Origin of the sequence: Gordonibacter urolithinfaciens (genome assembly GCF_900199375.1) — a bacterium.
GTDB classification, from domain to species: domain Bacteria; phylum Actinomycetota; class Coriobacteriia; order Coriobacteriales; family Eggerthellaceae; genus Gordonibacter; species Gordonibacter urolithinfaciens.
The window spans coordinates 2,361,660-2,386,445 of sequence record NZ_LT900217.1; the positions used below are offsets into that span (position 1 = coordinate 2,361,660).

General features: G+C 66.6%; 19 protein-coding genes and 1 tRNA gene. 14 read left to right on the forward strand and 6 right to left on the reverse strand.

The window, feature by feature from the left end:
* Nucleotides 1–48: 48 nt before the first annotated feature.
* Nucleotides 49–1,065, reverse strand: a complete 1,017-nt coding sequence (locus BN3560_RS10140) for a helix-turn-helix domain-containing protein (protein ID WP_096227953.1) — start codon at nt 1,063–1,065, stop codon at nt 49–51.
* Between the two features lie 236 nt (nt 1,066–1,301).
* Between BN3560_RS10140 and BN3560_RS10145 the strand changes: the two genes are divergently transcribed.
* From BN3560_RS10145 to BN3560_RS10165, 5 genes are all read left to right on the forward strand, one after another.
* Nucleotides 1,302–2,006, forward strand: a complete 705-nt coding sequence (locus BN3560_RS10145) for an energy-coupling factor transporter transmembrane component T family protein (RefSeq protein ID WP_227115166.1) — start codon at nt 1,302–1,304, stop codon at nt 2,004–2,006.
* A gap of 26 nt (nt 2,007–2,032) precedes the next feature.
* Entirely contained in the window at nt 2,033–3,568 is a 1,536-nt protein-coding gene (locus BN3560_RS10150) for an ABC transporter ATP-binding protein (protein ID WP_227115167.1), read from the forward strand.
* Between the two features lie 46 nt (nt 3,569–3,614).
* Nucleotides 3,615–4,238: an MptD family putative ECF transporter S component gene (locus BN3560_RS10155; protein WP_096227956.1), complete on the forward strand. Its 624-nt coding sequence runs from the start codon at nt 3,615–3,617 to the stop codon at nt 4,236–4,238.
* A 188-nt stretch (nt 4,239–4,426) separates the two neighbouring features.
* On the forward strand, nt 4,427–6,247 hold the full coding sequence (locus BN3560_RS10160; protein WP_087191103.1) for an ABC transporter ATP-binding protein: 1,821 nt from the start codon (nt 4,427–4,429) through the stop codon (nt 6,245–6,247).
* Complete coding sequence (locus BN3560_RS10165) at nt 6,237–7,979, forward strand: ABC transporter ATP-binding protein (protein WP_096227957.1); 1,743 nt, start codon at nt 6,237–6,239, stop codon at nt 7,977–7,979. Before BN3560_RS10160 ends, BN3560_RS10165 begins: the two co-directional genes overlap by 11 nt.
* An 89-nt stretch (nt 7,980–8,068) precedes the next feature.
* Here the strand turns inward: BN3560_RS10165 and BN3560_RS10170 are convergent, their stop codons facing one another.
* Together BN3560_RS10170 and BN3560_RS10175 are read right to left on the reverse strand one after the other, a co-directional pair.
* Entirely contained in the window at nt 8,069–9,649 is a 1,581-nt protein-coding gene (locus BN3560_RS10170) for a hypothetical protein (protein WP_096227958.1), read from the reverse strand.
* Between the two features lie 121 nt (nt 9,650–9,770).
* Nucleotides 9,771–11,774 (reverse strand): MDR family MFS transporter, encoded by a 2,004-nt coding sequence (locus tag BN3560_RS10175; protein ID WP_096227959.1) that lies wholly within the window; start codon nt 11,772–11,774, stop codon nt 9,771–9,773.
* 171 nt (nt 11,775–11,945) lie between these two features.
* Between BN3560_RS10175 and BN3560_RS10180 the strand changes: the two genes are divergently transcribed.
* The 8 genes from BN3560_RS10180 to BN3560_RS10215 all read left to right on the forward strand — a co-directional run bounded on the left by BN3560_RS10180 (nt 11,946) and on the right by BN3560_RS10215 (nt 19,028).
* The gene (locus BN3560_RS10180; RefSeq protein ID WP_173011755.1) at nt 11,946–12,632 is read left to right on the forward strand and encodes a TetR family transcriptional regulator; all 687 of its coding nucleotides are present in this window, start codon (nt 11,946–11,948) and stop codon (nt 12,630–12,632) included.
* A 559-nt stretch (nt 12,633–13,191) separates the two neighbouring features.
* A complete protein-coding gene (locus BN3560_RS10185) occupies nt 13,192–13,818 on the forward strand; it encodes a tryptophan transporter (RefSeq protein WP_087191108.1) in 627 nt (208 codons plus the stop codon).
* Between the two features lie 71 nt (nt 13,819–13,889).
* Nucleotides 13,890–14,729, forward strand: a complete 840-nt coding sequence (locus tag BN3560_RS10190) for an energy-coupling factor ABC transporter ATP-binding protein (protein WP_096227960.1) — start codon at nt 13,890–13,892, stop codon at nt 14,727–14,729.
* Complete coding sequence (locus BN3560_RS10195) at nt 14,726–15,583, forward strand: energy-coupling factor ABC transporter ATP-binding protein (protein WP_096227961.1); 858 nt, start codon at nt 14,726–14,728, stop codon at nt 15,581–15,583. The genes BN3560_RS10190 and BN3560_RS10195 overlap by 4 nt, the downstream gene beginning before the upstream one ends.
* Nucleotides 15,580–16,350 carry an energy-coupling factor transporter transmembrane component T family protein gene (locus BN3560_RS10200; RefSeq protein ID WP_096227962.1) on the forward strand — a complete coding sequence of 257 codons (771 nt, stop codon included), beginning with the start codon at nt 15,580–15,582 and terminating at the stop codon, nt 16,348–16,350. Before BN3560_RS10195 ends, BN3560_RS10200 begins: the two co-directional genes overlap by 4 nt.
* A 433-nt stretch (nt 16,351–16,783) precedes the next feature.
* Entirely contained in the window at nt 16,784–17,092 is a 309-nt protein-coding gene (locus tag BN3560_RS10205) for a carboxymuconolactone decarboxylase family protein (RefSeq protein WP_096227963.1), read from the forward strand.
* 195 nt (nt 17,093–17,287) lie between these two features.
* A complete protein-coding gene (locus BN3560_RS10210; RefSeq protein WP_096227964.1) occupies nt 17,288–18,127 on the forward strand; it encodes a deoxyribonuclease IV in 840 nt (279 codons plus the stop codon).
* A gap of 61 nt (nt 18,128–18,188) precedes the next feature.
* Nucleotides 18,189–19,028 (forward strand): deoxyribonuclease IV, encoded by an 840-nt coding sequence (locus BN3560_RS10215; protein WP_096227965.1) that lies wholly within the window; start codon nt 18,189–18,191, stop codon nt 19,026–19,028.
* Nucleotides 19,029–19,075: 47 nt separating this feature from the next.
* On the opposite strand, the gene BN3560_RS10220 is transcribed toward BN3560_RS10215, so the two are convergent.
* The 3 genes from BN3560_RS10220 to BN3560_RS10230 all read right to left on the reverse strand — a co-directional run bounded on the left by BN3560_RS10220 (nt 19,076) and on the right by BN3560_RS10230 (nt 23,853).
* Nucleotides 19,076–22,006, reverse strand: a complete 2,931-nt coding sequence (locus BN3560_RS10220; RefSeq protein ID WP_227115168.1) for an EAL domain-containing protein — start codon at nt 22,004–22,006, stop codon at nt 19,076–19,078.
* A 236-nt stretch (nt 22,007–22,242) separates the two neighbouring features.
* Nucleotides 22,243–22,318: transfer RNA gene (locus tag BN3560_RS10225), tRNA-Ala, on the reverse strand.
* Nucleotides 22,319–22,359: 41 nt separating this feature from the next.
* Nucleotides 22,360–23,853, reverse strand: coding sequence for a helix-turn-helix transcriptional regulator (locus BN3560_RS10230; protein ID WP_096227967.1), 1,494 nt, complete (start codon nt 23,851–23,853; stop codon nt 22,360–22,362).
* A gap of 289 nt (nt 23,854–24,142) precedes the next feature.
* Between BN3560_RS10230 and BN3560_RS10235 the strand changes: the two genes are divergently transcribed.
* Nucleotides 24,143–24,622 carry a hypothetical protein gene (locus tag BN3560_RS10235; RefSeq protein WP_087191117.1) on the forward strand — a complete coding sequence of 160 codons (480 nt, stop codon included), beginning with the start codon at nt 24,143–24,145 and terminating at the stop codon, nt 24,620–24,622.
* Nucleotides 24,623–24,786 lie beyond the last annotated feature (164 nt).

A 24,786-nucleotide genomic window follows, 5' to 3' on the forward strand; every position in this document is an offset into this window, starting at 1 on the left:
ATATACTATCACTGATAGTATAAAGCGCAAGGGGAGACTGCAGAAATCTCACCGATGGAGGGCGCGAGCGCTCGCACGCCACTCTCGGGGCGGGAGGCCGCACCGGGCACGAAACGCTTCGGAGAAGCTGCCCTGACGGGAATAACCCACGCGTGCGGCTATTTCGGCCAGAGACAGGTCGGTGGTCTCGAGCAGCTCGCAAGCGTGATGCATGCGCACATCGCGCGCGTACTCCTGCGGCGTCATGCCGCAGGATAGCCTGAACAACTCGATGAGCTTGCTCGTTCCCATGCAAGTCGCGCGGCAGAGCTCCTCGGTGGTAGCGGGGCGCGCGAGATCTTGCTGGATGAGGTGCTGGGCAACCGCCACTGCGGCGACGTCGTCTGCCGAGAGCGCGATGGGCGCACGGCCGCATGCAAGCCGCCAATCCACGATGAGCGCGCACGCTTCCACTACTTTGCTCTCGTAGAACGCCTCCGCCACGACGGCGCTCGGTCGGGCTTGTCGCATGTCGTCGAGCAGGGAGGGCAGCCTGGCGGGGCAGGACGTGCCGTCGAGCGCGGTGATAGCCGAGCTCAGCACCACGGGGTCGCAGTGCAGCCGCAGGCTGACGTCGCGCAGCGCCTCGGGCAAGAGCATGACGAACGTCTCTCCCAACCTCGCCCCGCCCTGCACCCGCTGATGATAGGGGGCATGCTTCCAGGCGTGCCCCACCACGGTGCGGTCGGGCAGTGTCGCGTCGATACCCAAGTAGGGGAGCATCCCCTGGTTGTAGGAGCCGAAGTAGAAGCAATCGGCCGCGTCGCAGAAGAATCCGCCCTCCTCGCGAAGCGTAAAGTCGAACGCGCCCACCGCTAGGCGATCGCCGATGGGGAAGTACCAGAAGGAGCCCATGCCGATCGCGGGATCGATCAGCCACAGGAGCCCTTGACGCCCGTGTTCGGCCGCGTCGGCCGGCACGCCGCCAAGCTGCCGTACCTGCGGCTCGAACAGCGTGTCGATGGCCCTGCCGGCCCCGCGGTCCGTTTCGGCGCGATTCTTGAAGTTTTCGGCGGGATTGCGCATTGGCGCATTCCTCCTCTCCGTTCCCCCGAAGGACGCTAGTATAGTTAACCATGGATAACAATACTACTACAAACAGGGCCTTGGGGGAACAGTCTGCCCATGGCGCAAACGCAGCACCGTCATTCGCCTGCGCCGCTACTTTGAAAGCTGCGGGCGCGACGAGGTCGTTGCATGCGGGTGGCGGGGATGCCTGCGCCGCGAAAGCGTCGGAGAGGGCCTGCGGCAGGGCTGCGGCAGTGCCGCCCGCGCACCGCGTCGATCCCCGTGTCTCGTTGGTCTGCATCCTGTTGATCGGCCTGTCCACGTTCGCCTCCGCATCGGTGGCAGTTGAGTTGGCGGCGATGGGCGGGTGCGTGCTCGTCGGCATCTGGTGCGGGCGGCCCTCCTCGGCCCTGCGTTGGGCTGCGGCCTGGGCGGCGCTGTTCGTCCTCTGCTGGCTGTGCGCGCACTCGGGCGTGGTGCTCATGGCCGTGGGCGCCTCGTTGGCGATGCTGCGCCGCATGCTGTGCGCCTTCATGATGGCTGCGAACATGGTGGGCACCACGCGTACCGGGGAGCTCGCCTACAGCCTGCAGCGCCTTGGCCTGCCGAAGCGGGTGTCGGCGGCGCTGTGCGTGATGTTGCGCTTCGCTCCCACGCTCGGTCAGGAGTTCGGTGCGGTACTTGACGCCATGAAGGTGCGCGGTATCGCGCTCTCGCCGGCACGTGTTTTGCGGCATCCCGTGCAGGTGGTCGAGAACCTGCTGGTGCCAGTGGTGGGACGAGTGGGTATCGTGGCCGATGAGCTGGCGAATGCGGCGGCCGTGCGCGGCATCGACGCGCCGAATCGGCGCACGAGCTACTACGAGCTGCATATCGGTGCGGCTGATGCGCTGCTGCTTGCGTACTTCGCCGCGATTGCGGGCGTGTCTGCGGCGCTGGGCGCGGGGGTGCTGGCATGACGGCGTCGCAGAGGCTGCGCGATGGCATGGCCGTGGAATTCCATGGAGTGGCGTTCTCCTATGCCGATGCGGAAGGAAACCTGTTCGAGCCGGTGTTGAAGGGTGTGAACCTGTCTGTTGCGCGAGGGCAGTGCGTGGCGGTGACGGGTTGTTCCGGCTGCGGGAAGACCACGCTCATGCGCCTCGTGAACGGGCTGGCGCCCCAAGCCTACGACGGGGAGCTTTCCGGTGCGGTGCGCGTGCTGGGGCAGGATGCGGCCGACTTGGGCATCGAGGGGCTCTCGCTGTGCGTGGGCTCCGTGTTCCAGAATCCGCGCAGCCAGTTCTTCAACCTGGACACCACCTCCGAGATCGCCTTCGGGTGCGAGAACGCGGGCCTGCCGCACGATGAGATTCACCTCCGCGTTCACGACGCCGCAGCCGACCTGGGCATCTCTCATCTGCTCGACCGTGACATCCGGAAGCTTTCGGGAGGACAGCGCCAGATGGTGGCCCTTGCGTCGGTGCATGCGCTGGGTCCGGAGGTGTTCGCCCTTGACGAGCCCACGGCCGCACTCGATGTGGCGTCCATGCGCACCCTTGCGCACCTCGTTCGGCGTCTGAAAGAGCTAGGGCGTACGGTGATCGTCTCGGAGCACCGGCTGTGGTGGCTGCGGGGGATAGCCGACCGGGTGGTGCATATGGAGAACGGGCGCATCGCCCACGACTGGGTGGCTGCGGAATTCGAGCGCCTGTCCGTGTGCGAGCTTCACCAGATGGGCCTGCGGGCCTGGCGCATCGAGGATGCCCGCGCCGAAGACATGCCGACGGCCAGGCAGGATCCCTCCGCTCCCATGCTCGCCCCGGGCGCCGCCTCCGCTGCAGCGCTCTCGTTCAGCGACCTTCGTGCGGGCTATCGTCGCGGCGGTGATGTGCTACGCGGGGCCGCCGGCGTGTTCGCGCCCCGGCGTATCGCGGCTTTGGTGGGAGGCAACGGCGCGGGGAAGTCGACGCTTGCGCGCTGCTTGGCCGGGTTGCATCGCGAGCGCGCGGGACAGGTGGCGTTCGGGGGCCGATCGGTTCCGTATCGCAGACGAGCCGGCCGGGCGTTCCTGGTGATGCAGGAACCGGGCTACCAGTTGTTCGCCCATACGACCGCATGCGAGCTGGAAGCGGCCGCGGCCCGCCGCCTCGGCCGCGGCAAGGCGGCGCGGATGGCGGCCAGCGAGGCGCTCGACCGTTTCGGCCTGGCGCATCTGGCCGAGCGGCATCCGCTGTCGCTCTCGGGCGGCGAGCGCCAGCGACTGGCCATTGCGGCCGGCGTGCTGCAAGGGGCTCGCGTTCTGGTGCTAGACGAGCCCACGAGCGGGCTCGATTTCGCCAACATGCAGGCCGTCGCCAGAGAGCTTGAGCGCGTGCGCGACGGCGGCACGTGCGTGACGGTGATCACGCACGACTACGAGTTCATCGTCGCCGCATGTGACGAGGTGGCCGTGGTGGCGGATGGCCGTGTGAGCGTCCAAGAGCCGCTTGAGCGAGCGAACCTGCCCGCCGTGCGCCGCATGCTCGGTTTCGACGGGTGATGAGCTCGCGTGCTTCGGCATTACTTCCGATGAAAGGAGTTCTTGTATGGAATCGACAGCAACGAAAAAGCGCACGCTCGCCCGCGGCACCCGGCTTACCGGTCGCGACTATGTGGTGCTCGCCGTATTCGGCGTGCTTCTGTTCGCGGTGTTCATGGCCTTCTCGATAGTGTGCTCCCTCAGTGCCACCACGTCGTGGTTCACCCATGGGGTGGGCGCTGTTCCGGCCGGCATCGTGTGGACGTATGTGTTGGCCCGTGTTCCAAAACGCGGCGCGGTGGCGCTCATGTGCCTGCTGGTGGCGCTTCTCGGCTTGGTTATGGGCATGTTCTGGACAGGCCCTCTGGGCATCGCCCTCGGCGGTGTGGTGGCCGAGCTCGTGTTGGGCGCGCCGGGCAAGCGCACCGCCTTTCGCCGTGTGGCGGCGTTCGTCTCCTTCGTCGTGTGCTTCTGGGCCGGGCATGTCTCGCTTATCTACCTCACGGGCCAGGCGTACGTGGACATGGTTGTGGCATCGGGAATGACGGCCGAGTACGGCCAGCAGCTCGTGGACTTCATGTACGGCCCGCTCGCCCTGGTGGCGCTTGCAGCAGCCGTGGCGGGTCCCATCGTCGGCGGTCTTTTGGGGGAGCGCGTGTTCAAGAAGCATTTCGCGCGGATGGGCGCCTAGTCGCATCGAGGTGAGCCGACGCGGCCTCGGCAGGCTGCGTTCGAGGAAAGGAAGGAAGCATCATGGCAGAAGCAGCAACGGCAGCTGGCGTGCTGCATGGAACCGCCAGCTCCGGTGGGACGACTCCGCCGGCGGGCGCCCCCGCCGCGGGGGCGGGGAGCGGGCGCGCGCCGGCGGCTGACAGGGCGATGCCCGTGGCGCCGCCTGGCCCCAAAGAGGCCGTCGGACGACTGCTCGGGTTCGCGGGCTCGCGCAAGAAGCTCGCGGTCCTGGGGTGTGTCCTTGCGGGCGTAAATGGCGTCTTCGCGGTCATGCCCCTGGTGTGCGTGTGGTTCGTGCTGCGCGACCTCGTGGCCGTGGCTCCCAACTGGAGCGCTGCGGAGGGGCTTGCCTTCTGGGGCTGGCTTGCGTTCACGTTCTCGGCAACGGGCCTGTTGGTGTACTTCGCGGCGCTCATGTGCACCCACCTGGCGGCGTTCCGCACGGCGGCGAACATGCGCAAGCAGGCGCTCGGCCACTTGGGCCGCGTGCCGCTCGGCTACTTCGACTCCCACGCCTCGGGACATCTGCGGCGCGTGGTGGACGGCTGCGCCGGTCAGACCGAGGACATGCTTGCGCACAAGCTGCCCGACTTCGTGGGGTCGCTCGTCACCCCGGTGGCATTCGTGGCGGTCATGTTCGCGTTCGACTGGATCATGGGGCTTGTGTGCCTCGTTCCCATTGCCATCTCGGCGCTCATGATGTGGTGGATGATGGGGCGTCGGACGAAAAAAGGTGGCATGCCGTTCATGATGCTCTACCAAGACGCGCTCAACCGCATGAACAAGGCGGCCGTGGAATACGTGCGCGGCATCCCCGTGGTGAAGGTGTTCCAGCAGACGGTGCATTCGTTCCGTGCGTTCTCCGAGGCTATCATGAGCTACCGCGACATGGCCTGCCAGTACTCGAAGTCGTGCCAGCGCCCTCAGGTCGTTCAGCTCGTTGCCATCAACGGCACGTTCGCCGTGCTCGTGCCCGCTGGCATCCTCCTGGCGCATACCGCGGGCGATTTCGCAGCGTTTCTGACGGACTTCCTGTTCTATGCGGTGTTCTCGGCCATCACTACCACCATGATGACGAAGGTGATGTACGCGAGCGAGGCCGTCATGATGGCGCAGGACTCCGTGCGCCGCATCGACGAGATACTCGCGACAAAGCCGCTAGCGGAGCCATCGGCGGCGCAGGCCGGGCATCCGCGCGATGGCTCGATCTCCTTCGAGCATGTGGGTTTCGCGTACCCTGGCGCTTTGGAAGACGCGCTGGTGGACATGAGCTTGGAAGTGCCCGCCGGCTCCACGGTAGCGCTCGTGGGACCCTCGGGTGGAGGCAAGACGACGGCCGCCAGCCTCGTGCCCCGCTTCTGGGATGTGGATTCGGGCAGCGTGAGCGTGGGCGGGGTGGACGTGCGCGACATCCCCGCCTCCGAGCTCATGGCGCAGGTGGCCTTCGTGTTCCAAAACGACCGCCTGTTCAAGACGTCGCTTTTGGAGAACATCCGCGCCGCGCGTCCGGGCGCCACGCGCGCACAGGTGGAGGCCGCGGCCCACGCCGCGCAGTGCGACGACATCATGGCGAAGTTCCCCGACGGTTTGGACACGCAGGTAGGCGCGAAGGGCGTGTACCTCTCGGGCGGCGAGTGCCAGCGTATCGCGCTCGCCCGCGCCATCCTGAAGGACGCGCCCATCGTGGTGCTCGACGAGGCCACGGCGTTCGCCGACCCGGAGAACGAGGCGCTCATCCAGCGCGCCTTGGCGAGGCTCTGCGAGGGCAAGACGGTGCTCATGATCGCGCACCGGCTATCCACCGTCACGGGCGCCGACGTCATATGCGTGTTGGACGGGGGCCGGGTGGTCGAGCGCGGCCGGCACGACGAGCTGGTTGCGGCCGGCGGCCTGTATGCGAAGATGTGGAACGATTACCGCACGTCGGTAACGTGGAGGATTGAAGGGAGCGGCACCCATGCTGCGTGATAAGTTCGCACTGACCGAACAGGGCGCGCGCGATTTCAAGCGCGGCGTGGGGGCCGCAGCGTTGGCCAACGTCGTGCTCATGGCGCCCATCGGCGTGCTGTTCACGGTTACGGGCGCGTTCGTGTCCCACTTGATCGACCCGTCGCAACCGTTGCCGGAGCTCGGAGCGTATCTCCTGGCCATCGTTGCGGTGCTCGCCATCATGCTGCTCACGCAGAATCTCGAGTACGACAGCACCTACAACGTGGTGTACAACGAAAGCGCTCGCAAGCGCATCGGGCTGGCCGAGAAACTGCGGCAGCTACCGCTGTCGTTCTTCGGGCAGCGCGATCTGTCGGATCTCACGAGCGCGGTCATGAAGGACTGCGCCGACCACGAGCGCATGTTCTCCCATGTCATGCCGCAGCTGTTCGGTGCAGCCATTTCGACGGCGGTGGTGGCCGTTTGCCTGCTCGCATTCGACTGGCGTCTGGCGCTGGCGGCGCTGTGGCCTATCCCGGTGGCAGTGGCGGTGCTGCTGTCCACCACGCGTCTTCAGCAAGCGGCAGGACGCGCCCGCAACGAGGCGAACCTCGAGCTTGCCGATGGCATCCAGGAGTACCTGGAATGCGCTCGCGAGATCCGCGCCACGAACCAGGTCCCGGCGTTTCTCGGGCGCGTGGGAGAGAGGGTAGACGCCTTCGAGCATGCGAAGATCAGGGCGGAGCTGACTGCTGGCGTGAGCGCGTCGTCGGCCCAGGCGCTTTTGCGGCTCGGCATTGGCACCACGGTGCTGGCAGGTGCGCTGCTCATTGCGGACGGGCAGGTGGACTTCATGGTGTTCTTCTGCTTCCTGCTGGCGGTTACGCGCGTGTACGATCCGGTGAACGTCATCCTGCAGACCATCATCGAGTTGCTGGACTTGCGCCTGAACATCGCTCGGCTGCAGGCTATTGAGGACGAGCCTGTGCAGGCAGGTGCGATCGAGTTCAAGCCGGCGGGTCACGACCTGGCCTTCGAAGGCGTGTCGTTCTCCTACGGCGAGGGCGAGCGCGTGCTGAGCGACGTGACGTTCACTGCCCGCGAAGGCGAAGTGACGGCATTGGTGGGCCCCAGCGGCGGAGGCAAGTCCACCGTGGCCAAGCTGGCTGCTCGCTTCTGGGATGCCGATGCGGGACAGGTGCGCGTGGGAGGAGTGGACGTGGCGGGCGTGGAGCCGGAGGCGCTCTTGGCAGACTACGCCGAGGTGTTCCAGGATGTGGTGTTGTTCGACGATACGGTGATGGGCAACATCCGGCTCGGCCGGGCCGGCGCTTCCGACGAGGAGGTTCTCGCCGCCGCCCGCGCCGCGAACTGCGATGAGTTCGTGCTGTGCATGCCGCAGGGCTACGACACGCCCATCGGCGAGAACGGAAGCCGTCTTTCGGGCGGCGAGCGCCAGCGCATCTCCATCGCCCGCGCCATCCTGAAGGACGCGCCCATCGTGCTGCTGGATGAGGCCACGGCCTCGTTGGACGTTGAGAACGAGACGCAGGTGCAGACGGCGCTCTCGCGGCTTCTGGCGGGCAAGACCGTGCTCGTGATCGCACACCGCATGCGTACCGTGGCGAACGCCGACAAGGTCGTGGTGCTGAAGGAGGGCCGTGTGGCGGAGGAAGGCTCGCCGGAAGAGCTCATGGCACGCGAAGGCGGTTTGTACCGCCGTATGGTGGAGCTGCAAACCGAAACCGCCGGGTGGTCGCTGGCGTCGTAAGCGGCGATATGCACCCTACTGTGCGTGGTACTCGAGCGCTTTCATGCAGAAGGAGTCTGCGCGGTGGCCGAAGAGCCGCCGCGCAGCGTTCACCGTCGAGATGCGCGGCGCTTTCGACAGGCTATTGCGCTTGCTGCGAGCGTCCCGGCAGCCAAGAGCACGATGCCGGCGACGACGGTCGGCTGCACGCTGTCGCCTGTTGCGGCGAGAAGCTTGGCGCTCGATGAAGAAGGCTGGGAGCCGGGCGTCGGGGGCGTCGGTTCGGGTGCAGGTGCGATTGCGGGAACGCCGCTCGCAGCGAGGAACAGCGGACCGGCGACTGCGCCCTTCTTGACGGCAACGACGCCGGTGGCATCGTTGTAGGTGTAGTCCGTGCCGTTGACCAGCTCTCGGCCGTCTGCGCTTCCCAGGCGCACGCTCACCGAGCCGGGCAGCGTATAGCCGGTGTCGGCCGTGAGCGTGAGACAGTTGCTCTCCTCGCCGTCCTTCTCGTACGTTGCGACCGGCTGCTCGGCACCGGTTCCCGCAAGGGAGAGCCCGGCCAGGCTCGCGTTCACCGGGAAGGTGCACGAGCTCACCGTCCCCCCTTCGCCGATGATGATGGGACGTGCGAAGAAGCCGCCCTCGATGACGCCCCGATTGGTCACGTCGCCAAGGAACATGCCGCCCGAGACAGTGCCGCCTTCTTTGTTGCTCACGATGGATGAGAACGTTCCGCCTCCGATGGCGTCGTAGTTCGTCACCGCTCCTGCGAACGTGCCGCCGGTGATGGCGGCCGCATTCCAGTCGGGATCGGGGTCGCCGTTGGTCACGGGGCCGGCGAACGTGCCGCCAGATATGGTGCCGCCGCCGTCGGTGGTGTCCTCGTCGTTGCTCGCAACGGTGCTGGTGGAGGAGAACGTGCCGCCCGCGATGATGCCCCTGCTGAGGATTTCGCCGTTAAACGTTCCTCCCTCGATGGTTCCGAAGTTGTCCATCTCCTCCGAGTTGAACGTGCCGCCCGAGATGGTGCAGGACTTGTTCTTGTCGGTGCCGAATCGTGCGTTGCCGTTCTGCACGTAGGCGTTGAACACGCCGCGGCCTTCGATGGCTCCGGAGTTGTTGACGCCGATGTTGAACTCGCCGCCGCCGATCGTCCCGGAGTTGTCCACGCTGTTGTTGTTGCCGCCGTCTTCGAACACGCCGCCCGAAACCACCGCGCCTTCGCTGTTGGTCACGTAGTCGTCGAACGTGCCGCCGGCAATCTTCCCGTGGTTGTGCGCGGATTCGTGGAACGTGCCGCCTTCGATGGTGCCGTAGTTGTTGACGGGCATATTGAACGTGCCGCCCTGGATGACGCCGCCCGCTTCGTTGTGCACGGTGGAACCGTTTCCCTTGGATCCGTTGACGAAGATGCCGTCTACAATGATGCCGCTGTTCCAGATGCGGTTCTCGCCGGAAACGTCGAACGCGTGGCCCGTGAACGCGAATGCGTATCCCGCTTCGAGCACGAGCTCGCCGTCGTCGTACGTCCAGCCATCGCCTGACGTGCTCACCGGCGCGCCGTCGTCGCCGACCTCGATCGTGACGGGAGTGGGCGTTGCGCCTCTTTCGTCGGCGAACGTGACGCTCGGAGCGAGCGCGCAGGCGAGCGTCGTCAGCAGGGCTAGGGCGAGCAGGCGTTTCCTCATGGGGACCCCCTTCGAGAGCATTGACCCTCGAATGCTAGCATGGGGAAGGGGGCTATCGATTTCCGGATCGAACCCGGCCGCTTTCGCTGCGAAATCGGCCGGGTTCGCCGTGCGCCGCCCGCTAGATGGACGACGCCACAGCCTCGTCGTCCGGCAGGGCTGCGGCTTCTTCGGCGCGCTCGAGCTTGGTCGGCCCCTGGCCCTCCCCGCTACCGGCGACCAGCGCCTCGTCGCCGCGCTCGGCCAGGTACTGCTCCATGGAGTAGTGGGTGATGTCGGATCGGTTGATCACGCCCACCACCTGGCCGTCGTCGAGAACCGGCACCTTCTTCAGATGGTTCTCGCCCAGCACGCGGCACACCTCGGGAAGGTCGGTGTGCACGTCCACGCCTATGATGCCCTTCGCGCCGATGCTCAGCGCCTGCATGCCCATGAGCTCGTCGAGCTTGCGGGCGAAGTCCTTGTTGCCGCCGTCGGCGTCCACGGTCTGCATGATCATGACCACGGGGTCCATCATCATGGTGGAGCGCTTCGACAGGTAGCGCATGATGTCGCCGTCGGACACGAAGCCCACGGCCTTGCCCTCGGCGTTCACGAGCGGCGCCGCGGAGATGTGCTTGTCCACCAGCAGCTTCATGGCCTCGGCCACGGTGGCGTTCGACGGCAGGGTGAACACGTCGCGCTTCATGATGGACTCGAGCACCGTGCGCCGTGCATTGTCCTTGTCGAGCTCGGCAGTCTCGCCCGGCTTGTTCTTCACGAGCGCCACCACCATGACGAAGCCGATGAGGCACAGCACGCCTGCCAGGGCGAACGCCACGTCGATGCCGAAGATGCTGGCCTGCGTGGGAGTCATCACCCGCGCGCTCGCGTTCGTGGCGATGGTGGACGCCGAAACGATGATGGCCGTGCCCAGCGAGCCCGCCACCTGGCGGAACGTGTTGTTCACCGAGGTGCCGTGGTTCACCAGCTCGTTGTCGAGCGCGTTCATGCCCCAGGTGGTGATGGGCATGTTCACCAGCGACAGCGAGAACAGGCGCACCGTGTACAGCACGGTCAGCGTGATCAGGCCCGTTTCGGTTCCCAGGAACGCGAAGCAGAACGTGGTGAGCGTCAGCACGCCCATGCCCACGAGCGCCAGCACGCGCGGGCCGTGCTTGTCGAACAGGCGGCCGGCGATGGGGCCCATGGCGCCCATGATGATGGCGCCGGGCAGCAGCACGAGGCCCGACACGGTGGCCGAGTAGCCCATGAGCGACTGCAGGTAGATGGGCACGAGGATGCCGGCGGCAAGCAGGGCGCCCTGCACGAGCATGCCGATGATGGTGGCGATGAGGAACTTGCGGTTGGCCAGCACGCGCACCTGCAGCATGGGATGCTCCATCTTCAGCTGGCGGCGGAAGAAGAACACGAGCGCCACCACGCCCACGAGCGTGCCCGCGATGGCGTCGGCGCGCAGGCCGTACGAGCCGATGGTGGACAGGCCGTACAGGAGGCCGCCGAAGCCGAACGACGACAGGACGACGGACGGCACGTCGAGGCTGACGTCTTTGTTCGTCTCGCCGCCCTTCTCCAGCACGAACGCGCCGATGAGCACGACGACGGCCGACAGCACGGTGATGATATAGAACATGTCATGCCAGGTGTAGCGGTCGATGATCACGCCGGCGACCGTGGGGCCGATGGCCGGGCCGAACGCGATGACGATGCCGAACAGGCCCATGGCCGTGCCGCGCTTGTCCACGGGGAACGTCCACATGAGCACGGTCATCACGAGCGGCATGAGGATGCCGGCGCCTGCGGCCTGCACGAGGCGGCCGAGCAGCAGCACGGCGAAGCTCGGCCCCCAGCCGGCCAGCGCGCTGCCCGCAGTGAAGATGGCCATGGACACGAGGAAGAGCCGCTTGGTGGTGAAGCGGTCCGTCAAGAACGCCGTGATGGGAATCATGATGGCGTTGACCAGGGTGAATCCCGTGGTCAGCCACTGCGCCGTGGAAGCGTCGACGCTCATCTCGGCCATGACCGACGGCAGCGCGGGCGCCACCACCGTTTGGTTCAAGACGGTGACGAACGTGCCGAACACGAGCACGGCCAACATGATGATCTGCTTGCGCGACAAACCCATATGCCTGATTCCTTCCGCTAAGAGACGTGCTGCCGCGAACAAAGGCGCCCTCGAGCGGGCTTTCGCCCGTCCTCGAGAACGCCTTCATGTGCGGCTGAGGTAATTTACACCCAGTATAAATATTCATTCGGTAGATGAAAAGCGGCGCGGTCGAAACTTGTGGTACCCTGCATGAAAACGGCACATCATCGTCAACGGGAGGTTGCGCGCATCGTGGAGCACGGTCGGGAGAACGCATCGCCGGAGGGGCTGCGGTACCGTAAGAAGCTCAAGGCGCGGCTTGCGGTGGAGCGCGCGGCGCTGGAGCTGGTCATCGAGCGCGGCTACGACGGCGTGACGGTGGAGGACATCTGCGCGCGGGCCGAGATATCCAAGAAGACGTTCTTCAACTACTTCCCCTCGAAGGCCTCGGTCATCATGGGACGCATGGACGCGTTCCCCGACGACGAGCGCCTGCTCGAGATACTGGCGGAGCATGACGAGGCGTGCTACCTCGATGTGCTCGTGGGGGTGGTGAGCACCACCGTGTCCGCGGGCGTGGACGACGAGATAGAGAGCCTGCGACGCGAGGCGCTGCGTTCCATGCCCCAGCTGTTCTTCCACGGCCAGCGCGATCTTTTGGCCGTGCAGCGCTCCATCGCCGCCGCCTTGCGCTCCTATCTGTGCGAGCGTCCCGAGCGCCGCATGTTGGCGGGCGGGTCGGTGGAGGAGGAGGCGCTCGTGGCGTCCTCCACGGCCATCGGCCTGGCGCGCACGCGCTCGATGCTGCATGTCTGCGGCGAGGCGGCGCCCACATCCTCCGAGACGCGCCGGCTGATAGCGACGTACCTTTCTGCGGGGGACGACACGGCGGGCTAGGGCGCGCTCCCGGCTCGCAGCCAACGGCTCAACGGTCCGCGATACTGCGGCCTGCGTTGAAAAAACGTGCATTTTCTCTTGACAGCATCCCGAAGCGTTGTGCTAAAGTATGCGCCACAACTTAATAGCTGAAACCGATGAGGCGAAAGTCAAGCCATCATGAGCACTCACAGAGAGCGGGCGCAGCTGGGATTCCCGCAGTAAGCTGGATGGTAAATGGTTCGCCGAGGGAAAGGGGAAAGGAAGGCATGGCGCGCACGGGGCCGAGCCGACCGAGTATCTGGACCGTGAGCCTGCGTTAAGGGCAGAACATGTGTTGGCATGTTCGTGAGAGGGTTCTGCATCGCAGAGCCAATAAAGGTGGCACCGCAGGTTACAACACCTGTCCTTTATCTCAAAGGACAGGTGTTTTTTTATGCGGCGCAGCGCGGCGGCAGCCGTGCGCACCTTTGGAGGCGAGGCGATGCGTTCCTCAACCGCGAAGCTCGTGCCGGCAAACGAAACGCCCCGGGAGGGGCAACGAACCGGCGGGAACTCCGCCAAGAAAGGATTGAGGAACATGGAGCAGCAGATCAAGCGCGAGGTTGCTACGCAGACGGCCGCAGCGGGCAAAGCGGCAGCGCCGCGCAAGCGCGACGTGGCGGCGGCTCCCAAGAAGGCGGGGCTCTCCACGCAGGACCTCATCCTCATCGCCGTGCTGCTGGCAGCCGGCGCGGTGCTCAAGCTGACGGTGGGCTCGCTGCTCTCGTCGATGGGCATGAAGCCGAACTTCATCATCGCCATGTACTGCCTGGCCATCATCCTGACGCGCCCGAAGCTGGGCCAGTCGCTCGTCATCGGCCTTCTGGCGGGGCTCATCTGCCAGATCCCCCTGCTCAACGCCACGCCGCTTCTTAACATCCCCTCCGAGGTACTCGGCGCGCTGGCCTGCGGCTTGCTCGTCAAGGTGCCCATGAGCATCGGCGGCAGGCTCGACCTCAACCCGCTCGTCAACACGTTCGTGTCCACGGTGGTGTCCGGAGGAACCTTCGCGCTGCTGTCCGTCTACATCAACGTCGTGTCCACGGGCGGCGACGTCATGGTGGCGCTGGCCACGTACGCGGCCATCGTGTTCGGCACGGCCACCTTCAACTGCATCTTGGTGCAGGTTCTGGCCATGCCGCTGAAGAAGGTGCTCAAGCGCTAGGGATTCCGCGGGCCTGCGGCCGCCCTCGCTGACTTGCTACGCCAACCTGCGATTCGGAAGAAAGACTCGACATGATAGAGATACGCGATTTCACGTTTCAGTACCGCGAAAGCGAGCGGCCCGCGGTGAGCGGCATCAGCCTTGCCATTCCGGACGGTGCGTTCGTCGGGATCACCGGCGCGGCCGGTTCGGGCAAGTCGACGCTCACCTATGCGCTCAACGGCATCATCCCGCACTGCTATCCGGGCGACTTCTACGGCTCGGTGACCGTGGACGGGCTCGACACCTGCGACGTCGCGCTCACCGATGTGTCGCGGCTGGTGGGCAGCGTCTGCCAGGACGTCGACAGCCAGTTCGTCACGTCGGTCGTGGAGGACGAGGTGCTCTACGGGCTGGAGAACTTCGGCGTGCCGAAGGGCGAGATCGAAGGGCGCGTCGCACAGGCCTTGGACGACATGGGCATCGCCGATTTGCGCGACCGCATGATCGCAACGCTCTCGGGCGGGCAGAAGCAGAAGGTGGCCATCGCGTCCGTCCTGGCGCTGAACCCGCGGGTGCTCGTGCTGGACGAGCCCACCGCCGAGCTCGATCCGGCCAGCTCGCAAGCGGTGTTCGACCTGCTGGCGCGCTATGCGCGCGAGCACGGCACCACCGTCGTGGTGGTGGAGCAGAAGATAGCTCTGTTGTCGCAGTACGCCGATATGCTGGTTATCGTAAACGAGGGGCGCGTCCGCTTCGCCGACGAGCCCGCGAAGGTGCTGGAGCATTCGGACGAGCTCAAGCGGATCGGCGTCAACTGCCCGCGTTCGACCAAGCTCATGAACCGCCTGCGCGCCGAGGGCCTGTACGGCGGCGCGTCCGTCCGCAACGTGCGCGAAGCGCGCGAGGCGTTGAGGGAGGTGCTCGCATGATCGAGTTCGACGACGTGCACGCGTCCTACGAGGCAACGCTGCCCATCCTCAAGGGCGTCAGCTTCACCATCCGCGACGGCGAGTTCGTCGCGTTCGTGGGCACGAACGGAGCGGGGAAGTCCACCACGATGCGCCTGGTGAACGGCTTGCTGAAGCCCGACGCCGGCCAGGTGCTCGTCGACGGCGTGCCCACGACCGAGCTGCGCACGAGCGAGCTGGCCCGGCGCGTGGGCTTCCTGTTCCAGAATCCCGACCGCCAGATCTGCTGCAACACGGTGCGCGAGGAGCTGCTGTTCGGGTTCAAGGCGCTCGGGCAGGCGGGTCCCGAGGCCGACGCGCGCGTGGACGCCATCATCGAGGAGTTCGGCTTCGATGCCGACGACGACCCGTTCCTGCTGAACCGCGGCGCACGCCAGCTTTTGGCGCTGGCTTCCATCGTGGTGCTCGCGCCGCCGGTGGTGGTGCTCGACGAGCCCACGACAGGACTGGACTTCCGCGAGTGCGAGAAGGTCATGGCCATCATCCGCCGCATCCACGAGCAGGGCGCCACGGTGATCATGGTGTGCCACGACATGGAGGTGGTGGCCGACTACGCCACGCGCTGTATCGTGATGAGCGGCGGCACGGTGGTGGACGACGCCCCCACGTTCGACGTGCTGCGCAACCGCGACACGCTCGAGTGCGCCTCGCTTGTTCCGCCGCAGATCGTGGACCTGTCGCTTGAACTGGCGCGCGACATGCCGCGGCTCGCCGAGACGGCCGTCGCCCGCGCCAACACGGTGGATGAGATGCTGGCCGCCGTCGTCGAAGAGGCTCGAACAACCCAAGACGTCGAAAGGAGCGTGTGCGCATGAGCTCGTTTCTCGAATACGTGCCCGGCACCAGCCTGCTGCATCGCATGAACCCCGTGGCCAAGCTGGCGGCGGCCGCGCTGTTCGCCGTCGCGTGCTTCTGCTCGAGCAACCTCGTGTTCTTGGCCGTGCTGCTGGCGGTCGGGTTCGCGCTGGCCGCGACGTGCGGCATGATGAGGCCCGCCATCGGCCTCGCGAAGGCGGTGTTCGCGTTCTCGCTGATCCTCGCCGTCGTCCAGATCCTCACGACGCCGAGCGGAGCGGTGCTGGCAGAGCTTCCGTGGGGCTACATCGGCACGGGAAGCCTGTTGGCGGCTCTCACCACGGTGGTGCGCCTCATGGCCGCCGCCATCCCGCTGTTCCTCGTGTTCTACGTCACGAAGATGAACGACATCACAAACGCCGTGGTGAAGGTGCTGCACGTGCCTTACAAGTACGCGTTCACGTTCACGTCCACGATCCATTTCATCCCCCTGTTCATGAACGACATGAAGGGCATCATGGAGGCGCAGACCGCGCGCGGCGTGGAGTTCGACGCGGGCGGCATCGTGCGGAAGGTGCGCCTGATGGTGCCGCTGTGCGTGCCGCTGCTCGTGTCGTCGGTCCGCAAGACCAACAGCGCCGCCATCGCCGCGGAGGTGCGCGGCTTCAACCTGCGCGGCGTGGCGAGCGGCTACAAGGAGTACCCGTTTGTGGGTTACGACGTGGCTGTGATGGCGGTCGCGGTCGCGCTGGTGGCTTGCGCCGTAACGCTGGGGATCGTGCTGTAACGGCTGCGATCGCGTCGGCCGCGTGCTCCCTCGCGCCGGGGGCCCTAGGGCAGCGGTAGGGCAAGCGCGACGGCGAACGATGCGCCATGCGAGAAAGGGGCTCCAGAGAGGGAAGCGGCGGAAAGAGCCTCCGCCATCCTGCCAAGCACACGGACTTTTCGGCCTGTCCTTATAGCCGCCCGACGCAACGGCGAACCGTTGGATGAAAAGGGGCAAACTGCGGAGATCGGCGGACCCAGGTCGGCCGACAAGACGGCGAGCCCGACGGGCACGGGGCGTCGTGCCGGCTCGTTGCCGTGCCCTAGGCTGATGCAGAGCCTTCGGGGGGATGACGGTTCACCGCGCGCCGCGTCGCCGCAGCGTCCAGGGCCCTATACTGGTCACGGCGGAGGCAAACGGCGCCTTCGGGCGCTCCGACGAAGGAGGCTGCGCAATGGCAAAAGGATTCGAGCTGTTCATGGACGAGGAGCCGGAGCTGGCGAAGGCGTACGGCGGCATGGTCATGCAGGTGGCGAAGTCGAGCGCGCTCGACCAGAAGACGCAGGAGCTGGCCTACCTGGCCGTGCTCTCCGCAGTCGGCATGACGGGCGGTCTCGGGTTCCACGTGACCTCGCTCAAGAAGCTGGGCGCCACGCGCGAGGAGGTGCGCAGCGCGGTGCTCGTGGGTCTGCCCGCCGTCGGCATGACTGCCATCGAGGCGCTTGGAGCCGCGCTCGACGCCTACGACGCCGCGGAGGCGTAGGCGCCCGCCCGCCCTGGCCGCTGCCTGCCTCCGAAATCCCCTCTCCTCATATAGCCTGCCACGCTCGCCCGGCTGGTTGCACGGGGGCGCAACGGGCTGCTGACAGATACGCGGCGGCGCGCCTTCCGCGTCGTCCAGGCTGCGGGCGCACGGCTAGCATGGACGGCAATGCTCCCCATTGGAAAGGACGCTGCCATGCTCACCATCGGATGCCATCTCTCGGACAAGGACGGATACCTTGGCATGGCCAAGGCCGCCGTGTCCATCGGGGCCAACACGTTCCAGTTCTTCACGCGCAACCCGCGCGGCGGTGCGCAGAAGGCGCTCGACCCGCAGGATATCGCCGCGTTCGAGGACTATGCGCCCGAACACGGCATCGAGGTCATCCTGGGATATGCGCCCTACACGGCGAACCCGGCCAGCGCCGACCAGCGCGAGCACGATTTCACGATGATGGTGCTGGCCGAAGACCTCGCGCGCATGGCCGAGACGCCGCAAGCGATGTACACGCTGCAACCTGGCAGCGCGCTCGGCAAGCCGGTGGACGAAGCACTGGCAAGGGTTGCCGCAGCGCTCAACGACGTGATTACGCCGTCGCAGGAGACGCCCGTGCTCGTGCAGACCATGGCGGGCGAGGGCACGCAGGTGGGCAGCACGTTCGAGCAGCTGGCGCGTATCCTCGACCAGGTTAAGTTCGACGACCACGCGGGCGTGCTCTTCGACGCCTGCCGCGCGTGGGGCGCCGGCTACGACCTCGCCGGCGACCTCGACGGCGTGGTGGAGGAGTTCGACCGCGTCATCGGCCTCGACCGGTTGCGCGCCATCCACCTCAACGACTCGAAGGACGCTCTCGGCTCTCACAAGGACCGCCATGCGCCTATCGGCGAGGGCGAGATCGGCTTCGACGCCCTGGCGGCGCTCGCGAACCATCCGAAACTGCGCGACGTGCCGTTCTACCTGGAGGCGCCCGACGCGACGCTCAAGGAGTACGGCGAGGCCATAGAGAAGTTCCAGAAGGCCCGCGCCTCGGCCTGAGCTCGCCGCTCCATATGCTACTATAAGCGTCACGATTAAACCACCGGAAAGGATGCGGCCAATGTTCACCATCGGATGCCACCTCTCGAGCGCCAAAGGCTACCTCCACATGGCGAAGGACGCCGTATCCATCGATGCCAACACATTCCAGTTCTTCACGCGCAACCCGCGCGGCGGGCGGGCGAAGGCCATCGACCCGAAGGACGTGGCGGCGTATGCGGCCTACGCGCCCGAGCACGGCATCGAGCGCATCCTGGCGCACGCGCCCTACACGCTGAACCCCGCCTCCGACAAGCAGCAGACGCGCGACTTCGCGCTCATGGCGCTGGCCGAGGACCTGGGGCGCATGGAGGAGACGCCGCACCAGCTGTACAACATGCATCCGGGCAGCGCCACCGGCCAGACGCACGAAGCGGCCATCGCGAAGATCGCCGACGCGCTCAACCGGTCGCTTCTGCCGCACCAGACCACCACGCTGCTGCTCGAGACGATGGCGGGGAAGGGCAGCGAGGTGGGCGGCACGTTCGAGGAGCTGGCGGCCATCATCGCGCAGGTTGACCTGGCCGACCACGTGGGCGTATGCCTCGACACGTGCCATGTGTGGGATGCGGGCTACGACATCGCAGGCGACCTCGACGGCGTGGTGGAGGAGTTCGACCGCGTCATCGGGCTCGACCGGTTGCGCGCCATCCACCTCAACGACTCCCAGAACGCGCGCGGCTCGCGCAAGGACCGTCACGCGCGCATCGGCGAGGGGCAGATCGGCCTCGAGGCGCTCGCCGCCGTCACGAACCATCCGAAGCTGCGGGACCTGCCGTTCTACCTGGAAACCCCCAACCCCGAGCTCTCCGGCTTCGCCGAGGAGATAGCGCTTCTGCGCGCCGCCCGCGAGGCAGCGTAAGGCGCGGTGCTTCGCGGTTTACGGGCGCCCGTCCGCGCTGCCTGCGGCTACCCCTCGCTCGGCTCCAGAACGGCGCCGTCCAGCTGGCGGTCGGACTCGGCCCGCGGCACGGGGCGCGAGTACAGGTAGCCCTGCGCGATGATGGCGTCGTCCAGCTGCTGGAGCATCCGGGCCTGCTCGCACGTCTCCACGCCCTCCACGACGATGGTCACGCGCAGCTTCTCGGCGATGCCCACCACGCCCTCGAGGATGGCCCGGCTGCGCTCGCCGCTCTCGCTGCTCATGAGGAACGTGCGGTCCAGCTTCAGCACGTCTATCGTCAGGTCCTGCAAGGTGCCCAGCGACGAGTAGCCGCTGCCGAAGTCGTCGATGGATATGCGGAAGCCCAGGTCCTTAAGCTGGCGGCAGATGCCCTTCGCGCGCTCCAGGTCCTCCATGACGATGTTCTCCGTCAGCTCCAGCTCTATGAGGTCGACCGGTACCGCGTACTCGTCGACGATGGCTTTCACCCTCTCCGGGAACCCGTCCCGCTGCAGGTGCAGGCGCGAGAAGTTGCATGCGATGGGCACGACGGGCAGCCCCTGGGCCAACCGCTCCTCCAGGCGCGTGCAGGCTTGGCGCAGCACGTGCAGGTCGATCTCGGTCACGAAGCCGTTCTTCTCGAACAGCGGGATGAAGTCGTTCGGCTGCACGACGCCGCGCTCGGGCGACTCCCAGCGCACGAGCGCCTCAAGGCCGACGATGCGGTTCGTGGCCAGCTCGACCTTCGGCTGGTAATAGGCCACGAACTCGCCCTGATCCAGCGCGGCGCGCGCCAGCGCCACCACCGCGCGCTCGGCCACGTCGCGGTCTTTCATGTCGGCCGTGTAGAGCGCCGCCTTGCTCGACGACGTCTCGCCCACGCTGTCGCGCGCGTAGCGGGCGCAGTCCATGAGCTCGGCCAGGGCCTGCGCGTCCAGGCGGCGCGACCCGCCGGGGCGCTCCACGATGCAGGCGCCGGCATGCAGGAACAGGCGGTGCGAGTGCGATCGCAGCACGTCCAGGCTGTTGAAGCGGCGGTCCAGCTCAGCGAACCGCTCGAGGAACGCGTCCCAGCCGTCCCACCGCACCAGCACCACGAACTCGTCGGCGGTGATGTGCGCGTGGTGCTCGCCATCGTGCTCCAGCTCGCCGATGAGGCGGTCGAGCGCCTTGAGCAGCTGGTCGCCCGCCGCGTAGCCGAACGCGGCGTTGAAGCTCTTGAAGCGGGCGATGTCCAGGTAAACGATGGCGTGCTCCCCGCTTCCCGCGCGCTCGAGCACGTCCTCGGCCCCCGTGCGGAAGCGGGCGAGCGTCCACCCGCCCGTGAGCGGGTCGGTGAAGGACAGCTCCTCGATGTGGCGTGCCGTGCGCAGCTTCGTGCGCCCCAGGTAGAGCGCCCCGGCCAAAAGCACCCCGAACAGCGCCGCGAGCCCCGAGATGATCTGCAGCGGGTACTGGCGCAGGAAGTCGAGGGGCGTGGTGGGATGCACGGCCAGCGAGCTTTGCGACACCCAGGTGGTGATCTTGCTCTCCGCCGTGTACTGCACGCAGCGGTCCAGCACGCTCAGCAGGCGCGTGTCGGCGGTCCCCGCCACGCCTATGCTCATGTCGTTCGTGTAGTCGGTCATGGTGGTGACGGTGAGCGATTCGTACTGCGACTCCGACAGCAGGTAGTTCGCCACGTGCGTGTCAGCGTAGGCGAAGTCGGCGGCGCCTGTCAGCACGGCGTCCACGCACTGCTTCGGCGTGTCGAAGTACGCGATCTCGTCCCCCACGTGCTGGCGCTCCATCTCGGCCGCCAGCGCGAAGCCGCGCGGCAGCGCCACGCGCGAGCCCGAGGAGCCCGGCCCCACGATGAGGGCCATGGGGTCGCGCAGGTACGGCCCAGTGGTGGACACGATGCCCGCCGTGGCCTCGTCGGCGTCGCGGTCCACGCCGGCCACCAGGTCCACCGCGCCGCTCTCCACCATCTCGAAGGCGTCGCTGTGGCGGTCGACGGGCACGAATTCGAACGAGAGGCCCGTCACGCGGGAGATGTCCTCGAACAGCCGCGCGGCGGCGCCGGCGAACGCGCCCGTCTCCGGGTCGGTGTACGACAGCGGCGTGCGGAACGCGTCGTAGGCCACCCTCAGCGTGGGGGCGGACGCGAGGTAGGCGTACTCGTCCTCGGTGAACACGGGGTCCTGGTCGGTGTTGATGCCGAAGTAGCGGTTGTACAGCAGCGTGGAGAAGCCGGGGTCGCGCAGCTGGAGCCGGTTCATGGCGGCGGTCAGGTCCTGTTGGAGCTCGGCGCGGTCGAGCGGGAACGCGAAGTGGATGGGCTCGGGAGAGAACTGCGCGATGGTGCGGAAACGCGAGTTGCTGCCCAGGTAGGTGATGGCGATGGCGTCCAGCGCGCCCTCGTCCAGCGCATTCAGGAGGTCGTCGGTCTCCAGGTACTCCACCATGTCCACGTCGAAGCCGTTGTCGTTTGCATACTGTGCGAACGCCCGGGCGTCCTGGCTGTTCTCGATCACTCCCACGCTCATGCCCGAGAACGCGGTGAAGTCCTCGTAGGCGTAGCGCCTATCGTCCAGGCGCACGTTGAGCGTGGTGTAGATGCTGCACATGGGCTCGGCCGAGAACAGCATGCGGTCCGTGCGCTCCTGGGTGTAGTATACGGCGGGGAGCAGGTCGATCTCTCCGTTCTCCAGCGCCTCGTAGGCTTCGGCCCATCCGGCGAAATCCACGTACTCGTACGTCCAGTCGGCGTAGCGCCGCAGCTCTTCCAGGTAGTCGATGTTGTAGCCCACGAGCTGGCCGGCCTCGTCGTAGGACATGTAGTCGCCGTCTTCGTAGTAGCCCACGCGCACGATACGCTTGCCTTCCGGCGCGTCCTCGTCGGCGAAGGCGGGAGGAGCGTAGGCCCCGGGCAGTGCAAGCAGCGCCGCAACGAGTGCAAGCAGCAAAAGCGGCAAGGACACCCCGACCAGGTGCCGGTTCCGCGCGTCTTCTCCTCCGTGTGCTATGGCTTGCTCCGATCCGCTTCGACGCCCTCCTGCGTCTCGCTCGTACGATACCATATTTACGCGGGTGTGGAGCCAAGGCGAAGAGGGCGGCGCATGGTCCGTGCCTGAATCGCAGTCCCTTGCGCTCCTTTGCGCAGAGAGCAAAGAAAATGGCCGGTTCGTCTCCGAACCGGCCATCAAGTTGATGGTGGAGCTTAGGGGGATCGAACCCCTGACCTCATGGCTGCCAGCCATGCGCTCTCCCAGCTGAGCTAAAGCCCCGAAAAAGTGCGAAACCTAGTATAACGGAAGCGCGCACAGGGTCAAGCATCATTTTCAAGAATTTCCTCGTTTTCGGAAGACGGCGAGAACGAGCGCCTTCGGTTGTCCACGTACGCGCGCAGATCGCGCACGTTGTGCACGTCGAGTTTCGCGTAGATGCTGTGCAGGTGCGTCTTCACCGTGTTGGGCGCGATGAACAGCGCCTCGGCCACATCGGCGCGCGATTCGCCCTCCACGATGCGCCGCAGCACCTCGAACTCGCGCTGCGTGAGGCTGAAATCCTCGGCGACGATCTGGCAGGCGCGGTGGGCGTTCGCGCCGTCGTCGGGGCCGCCCGGCCGCACGAAGCCCCAGCCGGTACGCAGGTTGGCGGCGTTGGACAGCAGAAGGGCGGCCATCACGAAGCAGAACGCGGCGGCGCACAGCAGGGTGTTCCAGCCAAAGCCGGCCGGCAGCAGCTGCAGCAGGGCGGCTCCCAGCACCGCCCCCAGCGTCCGGCCGGCCATGAGCGAGGTGGTGGGGCAGGCCGCCACCCAGGTGGCCGGTTGACGGCAGTTCTTTATGAGGTACGATCCCAGCCCCCACAGCACCAGGTCGAGGTACAGGAACCCCGTTACCTGCATCACCGCGCCCGGTGCGCCCAGCGGAGCGCCCGCGATGCCGGCGCACAGCAGCCCCAATCCCACGAGCGGGAATCCAATCTGGTACACCGAGCGGTTGAAGTCGAGCTTGCACACCAGCATCGTGGCCAGGGTGAGCACTGCGGCCAGCAGGTACCCTGCCACGTTCCACGCGGGCGAGAACTGCCCGCCGGCGCACGCGAGGGCTACGAGCAGGCCGGCGGCGATGCCCTGCGCCACGGAGGTGGCGATGAACCGGTAGGGAACGAGCACTTTGGCTTCGGGCTCCTCGTAACGCGTCCTAGGGGAGCGGTACACCTCTTGCTGTGCGCGCCAGAACGAGGCGGCGAACACGAGCGGCAGCACGAACGCCGCCGCCCAGCGCCCTTGCGGCATCGGCAAAAGGGTCAGCGCCAGGTAGAGCAGGGAGGCAGCGAACGCAGCGGATACGCCGAACGTGAGCGTTTGGGTCATGCCGAGGGCGCCCATGATGCGCGCTTCCTCGATGTGCGCGCCTATAAGCCCCATCGCCACCAGCGCGATTCCCAGTCCGCGGCACGCTGCGGCCAGCGCCGTGTTGCCGATTCCTCCCAGCTCGCGCAGAAGCAGCAGGAACAGCCCGAGCAAGAGGCAGGCTGTGAGCAGCCCCAGGTACCAGCCGCGGTCGTGGAACGTCAGCCGGCGGAACAGTATGGCGAAGGCCAGGCACACCAGGGCGCAGGCAAGGAACAGCAGCGTGCAGGCGGGAAATGCCAAGCCGCCCACGTCGAACGTGCCCGGCAGCAGGAACGTTTCCATGAACAGCAACACGGCAAGCAGTTTGTAAGAGGTCAAAGCGATGAACAGGGAGGGGATGGCGCGTACACCGAGGACCATCCTTCTCAAGTCGCTTTGCCGGTAACGAGCGCGCTCCATAATAGCCTCCTTGAGAGAGCGTGCAGCCGGCTTTGCGCTTGGAACATCCCCATCCCATACGCGACGGCGTTTATTCAACTTGCCCCAGTATACGATGCGCCCGAACGCCTCAAAGTTTCGGTTTCCCGGCAAGGCGGCGACTTGCCCTATAATAGTTGGGAGAAAAGGAAGCGAGGCGGGCCGCCGAGGAGAAGCCGAGGCGGCCCGCTGGCATGGGACGTGCGCAGGCGCAGGCGGAGGCGGTATGGAGGCAGATCAGGGAACGGCGGTGCCGGGGAGTGCGCGCCGAATGGGCGGAGCGCGGGCGAGCGCCCGGCCGGCGCCGCTCGGTGCGGACGGAAAGCCCCTGTCGACCTGGCAGGTGTGGCTCAGGCGGCTGTGCATCGTCATGATCGTGTGGGCCGTGCTGGAGCTGGTGTTCGGCGCCGTGTTCTGGGCGGCCGGCTCGGTGGCGGGAGACGTGCGGCTCGCCGGCGTGGAGTTGCGCGACATTGCGGCAGCCGTGGGGGCCACGGCGCTTGTGAGCGCGGTATTCAACCTGGCCATCGGCCTGCTGGGTATTCGTGGAGCCAAGAACCCCTACAAGATAACGCTGTTCTTCTGGATAACGCTGGCCGACGCGGTGCTCACGGCCTGGGCCATGGCCGGCAACCTCTCGTCGGGCATCGTCGACGTTACCGGCATCGTGAGCGGGCTGTTCATCATCGCGCTGGCCGTGTGCACGTGGCAGGTGCGCGGCCAGACGGGCTACTTCGACGAGCATCCCTGATCCCTCTTGTGCTCCGGCGCCCTGCCGGCTTCCGGTACGCGCCGACGTTGCGGAGGGTCCCGTCCCGACCTCCGGACGATACCGGAAGCTCGCGTACCCGCCGTGCTTCGCCCCCACGATCCTCCGATTCTCGTGCGTCGGGACACCTCTTGCCGACATGCTCG

Bases quoted from the DNA above. Each gene is read 5' to 3' on its own strand.
- BN3560_RS10200 (WP_096227962.1), top strand. From the start codon at position 15,580: ATGAGCTCGTTTCTCGAATACGTGCCCGGCACCAGCCTGCTGCATCGC.
- BN3560_RS10160 (WP_087191103.1), top strand. From the start codon at position 4,427: ATGCCCGTGGCGCCGCCTGGCCCCAAAGAGGCCGTCGGACGACTGCTC.
- BN3560_RS10170 (WP_096227958.1), bottom strand. From the start codon at position 9,649: ATGAGGAAACGCCTGCTCGCCCTAGCCCTGCTGACGACGCTCGCCTGC.
- BN3560_RS10195 (WP_096227961.1), top strand. From the start codon at position 14,726: ATGATCGAGTTCGACGACGTGCACGCGTCCTACGAGGCAACGCTGCCC.
- BN3560_RS10155 (WP_096227956.1), top strand. From the start codon at position 3,615: ATGGAATCGACAGCAACGAAAAAGCGCACGCTCGCCCGCGGCACCCGG.
- BN3560_RS10150 (WP_227115167.1), top strand. From the start codon at position 2,033: ATGGCCGTGGAATTCCATGGAGTGGCGTTCTCCTATGCCGATGCGGAA.
- BN3560_RS10235 (WP_087191117.1), top strand. From the start codon at position 24,143: ATGGGCGGAGCGCGGGCGAGCGCCCGGCCGGCGCCGCTCGGTGCGGAC.
- BN3560_RS10190 (WP_096227960.1), top strand. From the start codon at position 13,890: ATGATAGAGATACGCGATTTCACGTTTCAGTACCGCGAAAGCGAGCGG.
- BN3560_RS10140 (WP_096227953.1), bottom strand. From the start codon at position 1,065: ATGCGCAATCCCGCCGAAAACTTCAAGAATCGCGCCGAAACGGACCGC.
- BN3560_RS10185 (WP_087191108.1), top strand. From the start codon at position 13,192: ATGGAGCAGCAGATCAAGCGCGAGGTTGCTACGCAGACGGCCGCAGCG.
- BN3560_RS10205 (WP_096227963.1), top strand. From the start codon at position 16,784: ATGGCAAAAGGATTCGAGCTGTTCATGGACGAGGAGCCGGAGCTGGCG.
- BN3560_RS10165 (WP_096227957.1), top strand. From the start codon at position 6,237: ATGCTGCGTGATAAGTTCGCACTGACCGAACAGGGCGCGCGCGATTTC.
- BN3560_RS10215 (WP_096227965.1), top strand. From the start codon at position 18,189: ATGTTCACCATCGGATGCCACCTCTCGAGCGCCAAAGGCTACCTCCAC.
- BN3560_RS10210 (WP_096227964.1), top strand. From the start codon at position 17,288: ATGCTCACCATCGGATGCCATCTCTCGGACAAGGACGGATACCTTGGC.
- BN3560_RS10230 (WP_096227967.1), bottom strand. From the start codon at position 23,853: ATGGAGCGCGCTCGTTACCGGCAAAGCGACTTGAGAAGGATGGTCCTC.
- BN3560_RS10175 (WP_096227959.1), bottom strand. From the start codon at position 11,774: ATGGGTTTGTCGCGCAAGCAGATCATCATGTTGGCCGTGCTCGTGTTC.
- BN3560_RS10180 (WP_173011755.1), top strand. From the start codon at position 11,946: ATGAAAACGGCACATCATCGTCAACGGGAGGTTGCGCGCATCGTGGAG.